This window comes from Roseibium sp. Sym1, from assembly GCF_027359675.1.
GTDB lineage: Bacteria > Pseudomonadota > Alphaproteobacteria > Rhizobiales > Stappiaceae > Roseibium.
In genome coordinates this window covers 5,507,400-5,519,117 of the sequence record NZ_CP114786.1, presented here as the reverse complement: position 1 = coordinate 5,519,117, position 11,718 = coordinate 5,507,400, and the positions used below count along the sequence as shown (strand labels likewise).

The window sequence follows — 11,718 nt, the reverse complement described above, 5'->3', positions numbered from 1 at the left end:
ACATAGGAAAGCGTCATGCCGGTAGTTTCTTTGGACAATACGATCACTTTGGCCATTTCTGTTCGTGACAGGCATGCAAGTGCCGACTGGTACGAACGCCATCTCGGTTTCAAGCTGCTGTATCATTTCGACGAGGCAGGCTGGAGCGAATTGCAGACCAGGACCGAGGGTGTCACCCTGGGACTGGGCGAACAGGCAGAACCGACGCCGGGCAACACCGTTCCCGTATTCGGCGTTGCCGACATTGCGGCGGCGCGTACGGCGCTGGAAGAAGTTGATGTAAAATTCGACGGTGACACCGAAACCATAGAAGGGATGGTCAGCACGGCAACCTTCTATGATCCGGACGGAAACGCCCTCATGCTGGCGCAAGACCTGTCCAGGTAACCGGGAAACCGTGAGGCTGAGACCGGCGGGAACCAGCAGAATATCCGCGGCAGCATTGGCTCCGGCAATAACCTCGCACCGGATGTGCAGATGTGATGCCCCGCTGGATCGGTGAACCGGTCAAAAAAAGACCCCGGCCGGAGCCGGGGTCATCAACCATCCTGAGCTGGGCTGAGCTTAAGCAGCCTGGACCTTGGACGCGCGCAGCTTTTCCAGGATGTTCTGCGGCGCGGAAACACCATATGGATCGCTCTCGCAATTGTCGGAAAAGCCTTCTTCCTCGAACCACTGTTCGACCAGTCCGTCATTCACGACGGCGCCGTAGCGCCAGGAACGCATGCCGAAACCGAGATTGTCCTTGGCAACCAGCATGCCCATCTTGCGCGTGAATTCCCCGGACCCGTCCGGGATCACCTTGACCTTGTCGATACCCTGGGCCTTGGCCCACGCATTCATCACGAAAGCGTCGTTGACGGAGATGCAGTAGATCTCGTCGATGCCTTCCGCCTTGAATTCATCAAAGAGCTTCTCGAAATCGGGCAACTGGTAGGTGGAGCAAGTCGGGGTGAAGGCACCCGGCAGCGAAAACAGGACAACCTTCTTGCCCTTGAAATAGTCGTCGCTGGTCTTGTCTTCCCAGCGGAACGGATTCGGACCATCGATGGTCTCGTCGCGGACGCGGGTGCGGAAGGTTACGGACGGAACTTTCTTGCCGAGCATTTTTCACTCCGGAATTGGCTTGGTGCAAAAGGGGCAGTGCCCGGAGGCGGTGACCGTACCGCGGGAGGAGAGCGGCGTCGGTACCAGGGCGCTGTTGATGGAAGCGGTTCTCGCCTAGCGCATTTGCTGCAGTGCCGCAATCCATTTTGCCGGTGATTTCGAAGAAGCTTGTGTGCAGTCTCCCGGCCCGGGGGGGCGGCAAATGTGACAGGCCGCCCGGTTCGCCGGTTTTCTCGAATTCGCAGGAGGCATGCCCGTCGGATTTCACATTGGTAGCTATTTTGGTTGGAGCAAACGGTGCACAGGTTTCCGCGCAAGAATTCTGGCAAATCCTTGTTGGAGCGGATAAATTTGCCGAAGAACAGTTTTCGGTCATTGGAGCCACAAACATTTGATGGGCGGTATTTTCAAGGTGGTGCGCTGGGTATGCATGAGTTTCGCCGCCATTGTCTTTCTGGGCCAGTTGGCAATGGTGCTCATGCGGTATCTTCTGGGCATCGGCTTCCTGGAAATCCAGGATGCGGTGAACTACGCCTTCGCCGCTCTGGTTGCCTTGTCCGTCGCCGTAGCCTTTGACGCCGACAAGCATGTGCGCGTGGACGTGTTTCGTCAGAATTGGGGCGAACGTACCAATCGCCGGATCGACAGGGCAGGGGATCTCCTACTCGCGCTTCCTGTGTTCGCACTGATGATGTGGACCGCGTATCCGCTTGTGCGCAGCTCCTGGAGTATCCTGGAAGGATCCCCTGAAACCGGTGGCCTGCCCGGGCTGTTTCTCGTCAAGACATGCCTTCTGGTCCTGCCGGCGCTCGTGGTTCTCTTTGTTCTGCAACAGCTTTTCAGTGCGGTCCGGCGGTCCCGTTCATGAGTGCGGATATCGTCTGGCTCTTTGTCATGGCCCTGGCGGTCTTTACCTGCATCCTCAGCGGAGTGCCCGTGCTTCTGGCTGTTGCCGGCGCCCCAACCTTGATTGCGCTTCTGGCTGCCATGGCAGGGGACTTCGACCTTCTGTATTTTCAGGCGGTTCCCCAGCGGGTCTTCGGCATCATGAGCAACCCCTTGCTGCTGGCGGTGCCGCTGTTTGTGTTCATGGGGCTGATCCTGGAAAAGTCCCGGCAGGCGGAACGCATGCTCAAGAGCCTGACCACGGCGCTCGGCGGCCACAAGGCGGCACTCGCGCTGTCGGTTGTCCTGGTCAGCGCCCTGATCGCCGCCTCGACCGGCATCATCGGGGCGACAATCGTCATGCTGGGGACGATCACGCTGCCCGCGCTGCTGTCTGCGGGCGTCAACAAGCACATGAGCAGCGGCCTGATCTGTGCCAGCGGCACGCTCGGCCAGATCATTCCACCCTCGATCGTGCTGATTCTCCTGGGAGACCAGGTCTCGAATGCCTATTTCGAAGCCCAGCAGGAAGCCGGCAATTTCGCGCCCGACCCGGTTACCGTCGGAGACCTGTTTGCCGGCGCCCTGATACCCGGCCTTCTGCTGGTTGCGCTTTACGGTGCCTATGTGTTGCTGCGGTTGCGCGGAAGCGCGGCGGAGAATGACCGGGAAAACGACCGGGCGGACGTGTCCGCTCTGGAACTGGTCACCAACATCGCGCCGACGCTCGGGCTGATCGTTGCGGTGCTCGGCAGCATTCTCGTGGGCATTGCAACGCCGACCGAAGCCGCCAGTGTCGGCGTGGCCGGGGCGATCCTGATCGCCGCATCCGGCCGTGGCGGGATGCCTGCGCGCCTGGCGACGGCCTGCGCGGGGCTGGCTGTGCTTCTGTTGCTGTTGCGCCGGGCAGACCTCTTCGGACTGGATTTCGATGCCGGCCATATCAGCTGGTCCGCCGTGACCTTGTTCTCCCTGATGCTGACAGGAGCCGCCTTTGGACTGCTGCTGGCGTCATCCGCCTCCTTGCTGCGCGGCGGCGTCCTGCTGCAGGCGCTGAAGGAGACCGTGACCATCACCGGCATGATTTTCGGCATCGTCATGGCCGCCAGCATTCTCTCGCTCGTGTTCCGCGGTTTCGATGGCGACGAACACGTGGCGGAATTGCTCAATGCGCTGCCGGGCGGAGCCTGGGGCATGCTGGTGCTGACCATGCTGGTCATCTTCCTGCTTGGCTTCATTCTGGAATTCGTTGAAATTATCTTCATCGTCGTGCCGATTGTCGGCCCGATCATCCTGCAATCGGATATCAGCCCGGTCTGGTTCGCGGTGCTGATTGCAATGAATCTGCAAACATCCTTCTTGACGCCGCCCTTCGGGTTTGCGCTCTTCTATTTCCGTTCGGTTGCCCCGGCGGAGATACGCACCACGGATGTGTATCTCGCGGTGATACCGTTCGTCGCAATTCAGCTGCTGGCCCTTGGGCTGGTCGCAGCCTTTCCGGCACTGGCAACCTTTTTGCCCGAGGTCCTGTTTTGAATACCTGAGGAGGTTTTAAGATGAAAAGACGTGATTTCCTGAAGGCGGGCGCGGTCGCCGCACCGGCCAGCCTCCTGGCTGCACCCGCGATTGCCCAGGGCAAGATCGAATGGAAACTGCCCACCTCCTTCCCGGCAAAGGCGCCGGGTGTCGGCACCAACGTGACCACGTTTGCCGAGCGTGTCGCAGCCATGTCCGACGGACAGCTGACCTTCAAGGTCTTTTCCGGCGGCGAGCTGGTGCCTCCCTTCGGCGTCGAGGACGCCGTCGAACAGGGGACCGCGGAGATCGGCCATTCAACACCCTATTACGCAGCCTCCAAGAACTCGGCCCTGCACTTCTTCTCTGCCGTGCCGTTCGGCATGACGGCGGTCGAGACAACCGCATGGCTGCGCTACGGCGGCGGTCAGGAACTCTGGGACGGCATTTATGCCGAACGCGGTCTGAAGCCGTTCTATTCTGGCAGTTCAGGTGTCCAGGCCGCCGGCTGGTTCAAGAACCCGGTGCAAAGCCTGAACGATCTCGCCGGCCTCAACATGCGCATTGCCGGCCTGGGGGGCGAAGCGATGCGCAAGCTCGGCGTCAATGCGGTGCTGTTGCCGCCTCCGGAAATCTTCCCGGCCTTCCAGTCCGGCGCCATTGATGCCGCCGAATGGGTCGGTCCGATGCTGGACCAGGCCTTCGGTCTGCAGAAAGTTGCCAAATACTGCTACGTGCCGGCCTTCCACGAACCTTCCGCCGCGCTGGAGATCGTGGTCAACAAGGAGGCCTATGACAGCCTGCCGGCCAACCTGCAGGCCATCATCGCAAATGCGGCCGAAGCCGCTTCGGTGGAGACCACTGCGCAGTTCGACTACTACAACGCCGTGGCGATGAAGAAGCTCAAGGACGAAGGTGTCACCTTCGCCGCCTTCCCGGACGATGTCATTGAGGCGCTCAAACCGGCCGTTGCCGAGGTCATGTCGGAAAATGCGGCCGCGAATCCGAAATTCGAGGAAGTCCAGAAGAGCTATGACGCCTTCCTGGATCTTGCCAAGGATTATGCGATCCAGGTGAAGGCCGCGACCTTTACCCAGAGGCTCTGACATCGGACCCGATAGGAAGGCCGGACGGATGAACCGGTCAGGAATTGAAAGGGCGGTCGCGGGTTCCTGCGGCCGCCGTCATCATGGGACCATCAGGCTGGAATCAGAGCTCTGTTGAAGGGTCGATCAACCCTTCGCGCAGCGCATAGGCAATCAGCTGCGCGACCGAATGCACGTCGAGCTTTTTCATCAGGCTTGTACGATGCCGGTCGACGGTCTTGGCACTGATGCCGAGCGTTTCGCCGATCTCCCGGTTCGAGCGGCCGGAGACAATCAGGTTGAGGGTCTGGCGTTCGCGATCCGACAGGGCCGGCACCTCCGGCGCGTCCCGCAGCAGTGCCTGGAACCTTCCGGCAATGTGCCGCTGTCCCCGCAGGATATTGGGCAGCCTCGAGATGAGCTCGTCATGATCCTCACTCTTGGAAAAAAGTCCGTCGACGCCGCTTGAGACCAGTTCGCCGATCTTGCCGACCGAAGAAACGCCGGTGAGAATCACAACCTTTGTGTCCGGCGACCAGCGCCGCGCTTCAATGAGGACTTCCAGTCCGCCGGCAAGCGGCATCTGGACATCGAGAAGAAGGAGGGAAGGCCTGTGCTGGCGGAGGGCGGAAATCGCCTGAAGGCCGTCGCTTGCTTCCGCGACCACTTCGATGCCGTCCGGCTCAACGGTTCCGGGTGTTTCCAAAGCCACTCGCAAACCGGAGCGAACAATTGCATGATCGTCGGCGATAACGGCATGAAAGCGGGGCTGTTGCACTCTAGGTGACGGACCCATAAATGAAGATGAAATGGTTTGAGGCGAATTGGTCTTCATCAAGGAGCGAAAGTGCAGGAAATGTGGTTCATTTTCAAGCCTTTCGCGACGCTGAGGCTGCCCAAATCAGTCAAATCCGAAGGACATGGAAATGGCTTCACTCCGCGTCGTCAGCGCGCTTGACCGGGCAAAAAACCCGCTCCACGCACCCTTCCTGGCGGTGTTTCGCCATTTTCCATGCCATTTCGCCTTCATTTATGGGTCCGTCACCTAGGCTCGGCCAGTCAGTTGAAGGGATCGGCGTGAAAGCAGTCATAGCATATATCCTTGTCTGCTTGAGCGTTCTTTTCCTCGCTCCCTCCGCATCCGCGCAAGCGCCGGCCGCGCTGCAACTCGATCCGGATGTTCCGGTTGCCAATGCCGACCGGGCCATGTGGTTCGCCGCCGACAGCGGACAGACGCTGCAAAGCCTGAAACGCCGGTTTCAGGACGGCGAGCTGTCGCAGGATTTTGCCGCGGTCGGAGCGCAGGTCGTGCCTTACCAGGCGATCTGGGGGCTGGTCTCCATTCTGGCGCCCGGGTCAGGTGGCGACGGAAAGGAAACAAGCCGGGTGCTGGTCTCCCGTATCCATGGCCTGATCGTCCTGGATGTCTTCCTGTTGCGCTCGGATGGCCGCGTCGAACAGCTCCTTGCCCACGATATTCGCATGCCGTTTTCGCCAAAGGACTACAGTATCAACCTGTTGCGCAGTGCGCCCGCGGATCTTGAACCGGGCGAAGCTGCGGTTCTTGCGGTGCGCATGGTCCACGGGGCGATCGAAGAGGTCGATTTCAGCCTTGAGAGCCCGAGCGAGCACGCTTCGATTGCCTTCTCGGAAGGTCTGAAACTCGTCGCCTTTTACGCGTTCCTCGGCGCATGCCTTGTGTTTTTCATTGTTTTCAGCCTGGCGCTCGGCAGCGATGTTGAATTTTCCTATGCGTTGTTGTTGCTGCTTGGTCTCGCCTTTGTCGCTTATCTGGACAATTTCCCGTTTCGTTGGCTCTATCCCGAGTCTCCCGGCCTGCACCTGCCTTTTGGCCTTGTCCTGTTGCTGGTGCTCGTCGCACAGGGGTTTTTCACCGCGGGCCTGTCGCTCAAGCGCTACGCCAGCGGTCCCAGCCATCAACGGCTGTTCTTCGTGGCCTGCGCCATCACGCTTGCCTGCATCAGCCTGGTGTTTCTGTTGCCCGCCGAGATTGTCGCGCCCGTGACCTATCTCATGATGGTCGCGATGTTGGCAGCCCAGGTGTATTGCGTCTTCCGGTGGGATGCCTTCGAGGGCGCGCGCAGGCGGGTCGTTCGCTGGGTCATGTTTGTAACGATCGTTGGTTTCTCGCTGTCGGTTCTGCTGGCGATAGCCAGAACGGGCGTCGGCGAGATTTCGATACCCTGGCTGATCAAGGGCGTTTACACAACGCTTGCCTTCGGGATCATGGCCGGCCTTTCCACCGGTCTGATCGAACTGCGCCGCGAGCATGCCGAAGCGCTGGCGCGCGAGATCGAGGCGGTTCGCAAGGAAGCAGCGATTGCGCGCGATCTTCTGAAGGCGGAACAGGACTATTCCCGGGCACGGGATCTTGCCGACAGGCGCCGGCTTCAGCTTGCTTCGATGTCGCACGATATCAAGCAGCCGCTGAGCGCCTTGCGCCTGACGGTGGAGGCCATGACCCGAGACGATCCGACAGCCACGCGGGCACGCCTTGAAGAGGCATTCGACTACATAGAGGACCTGACGCTTGGCCATCTTGAAGAAACACGTGCGGAAGCGGAGCAGGGAAGCCTGCAAGATGCAGAAGCAGTAGGGGAACCGGACACTGATCCATATGAGGTGTCGTTGATCCTCGACACGGTCGACCAGATGTTCAGCGCCGAAGCGCGCTCGAAAGGACTGGACCTGAGGATTGTCAATTCTAGTGCTCAGGTCCTCATCCAGCCCCTGGTGCTGATGCGAATTGTCTCAAACCTGGTTTCCAACGCGATCAAATACACAGGCTCGGGCAGGGTTCTGACCGGCGTGAGGCGGCGCGGCGACTGTATTGTTCTGCAGGTCATCGATACGGGGCCTGGCATGAGCGCGGCGGAATTGACCCGCTATCGGCAGGCCTGGCAATCAGGCACGGACAGTGAAGGCCACGGACTGGGGCTGGCGATTTGCGCAGAGCTCGCCGCGAAGCACGGTCTGGTCCTCGATGCCTGGTCGGAGCCGGGGCGCGGAACCGTCTTTTCCCTTTCCATTCCAGTTTCGCCCGGTGCCAGGGACCTGGTGATGTCGCAGGGCTGATCCCGTACGAAACCACGGACATCTGCTGAAGCCTCCGGACCTGCGCTTGCACTCGCGCGTCCAGGTTCATCAGAGCGATTGGGGGATCCACCCCATACCGGGCGGGATTGGCCGTTCTTAGCTTTCTGACAACGCAATCGCAGTCAGGAGCAGCATCATGGCCCCCCTTGAAACACCCCCGCAGGTAACCTTCGCCATGCTTGGCGAAGCGACCGCCCTCATGGCGGAGAGCGACCTTCACAAGGAACGAAGCATTGCCGAAGTCGGCGGTCTTATCCTGCCGCCGCTGATGCTCGGTCAGTTGAGGATCTGGCGGCGCGGCGCGATGCCAGTGGCTCTTGCCACCTGGGCCTGGCTCGACGAGACGACCGAAGAGGCGGTTCTGCACCGCGACCATGTGCCGGCGCCCGACGAATGGAACAACGGGTCCAATCCCGTGGTGATCGATTTCATCGCGCCGTTCGGCGACGGCTTCCATGTCGCGCGCGATCTCAAACGCACTGTCTTTCCCGAACGGGCCCTGCGGTCGGTCCGGCGGGACGCGCAAGGTCATGCGCTCCGGATTGTACAACATCCGGGCCTCGACCAATCCGGCCGCCCCGTCAAGGCCCGCGCCTACGCGGCGTGAGCTCCATAACCTCCCCCGACACAAGGATTTTTCGACATGGGCTCTACAAGCATTCACCAGACCTACAAGATCTACGGGCTTTACGGCACGAAGGATGCCGGTAGCGGCAACGACACGATCTACGGCTATTCGGCGATCCGCAACAAGCTCTATGGCGGCTCCGGCAACGACTATATCGAAGGCTGGGCACCGCTGAACTACCTCTATGGCGGCTCCGGCAGCGACAAGATCAAGGCCTTCGGTGCCACCAACTACCTGTATGGCGGCAGCGGCACGGACAAGCTCTACGGCTACGGCGGCTACAACAAGCTCTCCGGCGGCACGGGCAACGACTATATCTATGGTTACGGCGCCAAGAACGTCCTGCGCGGCGACAGCGGCTACGACAAGCTCTATGGCTACGGCGTCTATAACGACATGGACGGCGGCAGCTACAGCGACAAGCTCTACGGCTATGGCGCCACCAACATCATGAAGGGCGGTTCAGGCCATGATGGTGTCTACGGCTATGGCGCCTACAACAAGATGTATGGCGGTACCGGCAACGACACCATGAAGGGGTACGGCGCCTCCAATGTCATGTACGGCCAGGACGGCTACGACCATATGGAAGGTCGTGGTGCTTCCAACGTCATGTCTGGCGGCAACCACGACGACAGGATGTATGGCTACGGCGCCTCGAACGTAATGCACGGTGATGCCGGCAATGACCGCATGGAGGGCCATGGTGCGTCAAACGTCATGCATGGCGGCACCGGCAACGACGCCATGTACGGTTACGGTGCCTCCAACGTGATGCATGGCGACAGCGGTGACGACACCATGGAAGGCCACGGCATCTCGAATGTCATGCATGGCGGTACCGGTAACGATACCATGAACGGCTACGGCGCGTCGAACGTCATGAACGGCAATGACGGCGAGGACCACATGGAAGGCTGGGGCGCGTCGAATGTCATGCGCGGCGGCGATGATGACGATGCCATGTTCGGCTACGGCGTCTCCAACGTTATTCATGGCGAAAACGGCGATGATCATATCGAAGCTGCCGCGGGTTCAACATGGGCCTATGGCGGCGCCGGCGACGACACCATCAAGGCTGTTGGCGGCGTCAACGTGCTGCACGGCAATGATGGCAATGACACGATCGAGGCCGTCGGCGGCGTGAACCTCGTTTACGGCGAGGCCGGCAATGACGACATGTTCGCGCTCGGCGGTGTCAACACGATGTGGGGCGGGACGGGTGACGACCGGATGAAGGCGCTCGGTGTCGCCAACATCCAGTTCGGCGGCGAGGGCAATGACCTCCTGGCCGCTGCCGGAACCGGCAACCTGCAATTCGGCGAGACAGGCAATGACAGCATGTTCGGTCTTGGCACCAATGTCGGCCAGTTCGGCGGCGACGGGGCGGACGTGCTGGTCGGTGTTGCCGGACTCAACCTGCAGCATGGTGGTGCAGGCGACGATGCGCTCTTTGCGGTCGGCGGCGCGAACATCCAGATCGGCGGTTCCGGGAACGACTTCCTGATGGCCGGCGGTGCCAACAATATCCAGTTCGGCGACCACCTGTGGAGCGCGGTTCCGTCCGATCTCGGCTTCGATGACGGCAAGTTTGCCGAAGTCATCGACAATTTCGACGAGCACTTCGAGACCACCGGCGGCGGCACCAACATTCTGATCGGTGGCGGTGTCAACAACTTCCAGTTCGGCGGTTCGGGCAAGGACTTTGCCTTCGGTGCCGGGGCCACAACGACGCAGGTCATGGGCCAGGGCGACGACGTCATGGTCGGCGGCGGTGTCGGCGTGCTGCAATATGCCGACGCCGGCAATGACATCATCGTCGGTGGCGGCCAGGGTGTCGCCCAGTTTGGCGGAGACGGCTCCGACGTCATGGTCGCCGCGGCCAAAGTCGTGGCGCCACAATTCAAGGGTGCCGTTTCGTTCCAGTATGGCGGTGCGGACACCGACGTGATGCTCGGCCTTTCCTTCGGCGATGAAGCGGCCGTCACTCTCTCCCCGAACACGGAAACAGATGACGACGGCAAGCGTGACGGCGCGCTCGTCAATGGCGCCCTGCCGGAGGAACTCGTCCTGACGGCGCAGCTCGGAGGCGAGGGCGCCGACCTGCTGGTTGCCGGTGGCCCCGGCACCATCGTTCACGGCGGTGCGGACAACGATGTCGCGCTCAGCCTGGCCGATACCAACTCGCTTGTCATGGGCGGCGACGGCGATGACCTGATCATGACGAGCAAGGGGCTCGACAAGCTGGTCGATGCGCTGGAGATGCAGCAGGAGATCGACAACGGCGAAGCACCTGAGGTCCTGGCCGTCAGCGCCGGCAATCTCTATGCCGGCGGGGCCGGATCGGACGTGATCCTGGATGTGATGGATTTCACGAAGATCATGATTCACGATGCCCTGACCGACGTTCCGCTGGTTCAGGACTTCCGCGCCGCGCTGACCGCCACCGTCAACGCCATCAAGGGCATCACGGAGCCGATTGCCAACGTGATCGAAGCTGCGGCCGATTTCAGTCCTGATCTCGGGATTGCCGGCTTCGGTGCCTATGAGGTCAAGGCGAATGTCACCTTGGGTGGCATCGGCAACGATGTCCTCGGCGGCGCCGGGTTCCTCTCGGGCGAGGCCGGAGATGACACCTATACGATCTGGGCGGACGGCGAAGCCAGCATCGGTGAACGGGCAACGGACGGTATCCAGTCCTTTCTGGAAAGCTTTGGTGTCGAGTTGCCCGACCTGGACGAGCTGTCCCAGAGCCCTGACGGCAACGACGTCATCGAACTGCGCAGCTTCTCGGCCCTGGCCATGGAAGAAGACAGTTTCAGCTTCATCAAGGCAGCAGACACGCTGCAGATCCAGCTCGAGGACAAGACCGTGGCAACTGTCTACGGCATGGACGACACCACCACCGCCGTCGAGTGGCTGGAAGTCATTCAGGGGGCCGACAGCTTCAAGTTCGACCTGAAGGCGATCTATGACCAGCCGGACTGGGACGACGGAGTTGCCTTTGGTGCCGACAGTGTCGCAATCGGTTCTGAAACCTTCGCTTCGGCCGACATTCTCGAGCTGCTCGACGGAGCTGCGGACACGTTTGGTGCGTTCGGTACCAGCGAGGGAGATGCCGTTCAGTCCGATCTTGTGGCCGCTCTCGGTCACGGCAGCAGTGCCCTGGACGTCAGCGTGCCTGGCACGGATTTCATCTGATAACCGATACAATTTTCCAAGCGTGCAAGGGGGCCGTCCTGGGCGGCCCCTTTTGCCTGTTCACGCGGCGACAGTCAGTTCGCAAGCAGCTGCACATGGCGGAATTCATTGTTTCATTCCGGTTGGAGAAATTTGCAACCAATGATAGAATTCTGGAAAAATAAAATCAGAAAGACATGC

The 11,718-nt window shown here is 60.7% G+C and carries 10 protein-coding genes; 8 read left to right on the top strand and 2 right to left on the bottom strand.

Annotated features, from left to right (window positions below; all coding sequences use genetic code 11):
• Positions 1 to 15: 15 nt before the first annotated feature.
• Entirely contained in the window at positions 16 to 387 is a 372-nt protein-coding gene (locus O6760_RS25595) for a VOC family protein (RefSeq protein ID WP_269582478.1), read from the top strand.
• A gap of 177 nt (positions 388 to 564) precedes the next feature.
• On the opposite strand, the gene O6760_RS25590 is transcribed toward O6760_RS25595, so the two are convergent.
• Positions 565 to 1,107, bottom strand: a complete 543-nt coding sequence (locus O6760_RS25590; RefSeq protein WP_269582477.1) for a peroxiredoxin — start codon at positions 1,105 to 1,107, stop codon at positions 565 to 567.
• A gap of 269 nt (positions 1,108 to 1,376) precedes the next feature.
• Here O6760_RS25590 and O6760_RS25585 point away from each other — a divergent pair, with 269 nt between their 5' ends.
• Genes O6760_RS25585 through O6760_RS25570 form a run of 4 tightly spaced genes read left to right on the top strand, consistent with a single transcriptional unit; the run spans position 1,377 to position 4,613 of the window.
• A complete protein-coding gene (locus O6760_RS25585) occupies positions 1,377 to 1,502 on the top strand; it encodes a hypothetical protein (RefSeq protein WP_269582476.1) in 126 nt (41 codons plus the stop codon).
• Entirely contained in the window at positions 1,502 to 1,975 is a 474-nt protein-coding gene (locus O6760_RS25580) for a TRAP transporter small permease subunit (RefSeq protein ID WP_269582475.1), read from the top strand. The genes O6760_RS25585 and O6760_RS25580 overlap by 1 nt, the downstream gene beginning before the upstream one ends.
• On the top strand, positions 1,972 to 3,528 hold the full coding sequence (locus O6760_RS25575) for a TRAP transporter large permease (protein WP_269582474.1): 1,557 nt from the start codon (positions 1,972 to 1,974) through the stop codon (positions 3,526 to 3,528). Before O6760_RS25580 ends, O6760_RS25575 begins: the two co-directional genes overlap by 4 nt.
• Positions 3,529 to 3,548: 20 nt before the next feature.
• Entirely contained in the window at positions 3,549 to 4,613 is a 1,065-nt protein-coding gene (locus tag O6760_RS25570; RefSeq protein ID WP_269582473.1) for a TRAP transporter substrate-binding protein, read from the top strand.
• A 103-nt stretch (positions 4,614 to 4,716) separates the two neighbouring features.
• Here O6760_RS25570 and O6760_RS25565 read toward each other — a convergent pair whose 3' ends face one another.
• Entirely contained in the window at positions 4,717 to 5,304 is a 588-nt protein-coding gene (locus tag O6760_RS25565) for a LuxR C-terminal-related transcriptional regulator (protein WP_269582472.1), read from the bottom strand.
• Positions 5,305 to 5,669: 365 nt separating this feature from the next.
• Here O6760_RS25565 and O6760_RS25560 point away from each other — a divergent pair, with 365 nt between their 5' ends.
• From O6760_RS25560 to O6760_RS25550, 3 genes are all read left to right on the top strand, one after another.
• Entirely contained in the window at positions 5,670 to 7,688 is a 2,019-nt protein-coding gene (locus O6760_RS25560; protein ID WP_269582471.1) for a sensor histidine kinase, read from the top strand.
• A gap of 157 nt (positions 7,689 to 7,845) precedes the next feature.
• Positions 7,846 to 8,316, top strand: a complete 471-nt coding sequence (locus O6760_RS25555) for a toxin-activating lysine-acyltransferase (protein WP_269582470.1) — start codon at positions 7,846 to 7,848, stop codon at positions 8,314 to 8,316.
• A gap of 36 nt (positions 8,317 to 8,352) precedes the next feature.
• Positions 8,353 to 11,538 carry a calcium-binding protein gene (locus O6760_RS25550; protein ID WP_269582469.1) on the top strand — a complete coding sequence of 1,062 codons (3,186 nt, stop codon included), beginning with the start codon at positions 8,353 to 8,355 and terminating at the stop codon, positions 11,536 to 11,538.
• The last annotated feature ends 180 nt before the right edge of the window (positions 11,539 to 11,718 follow it).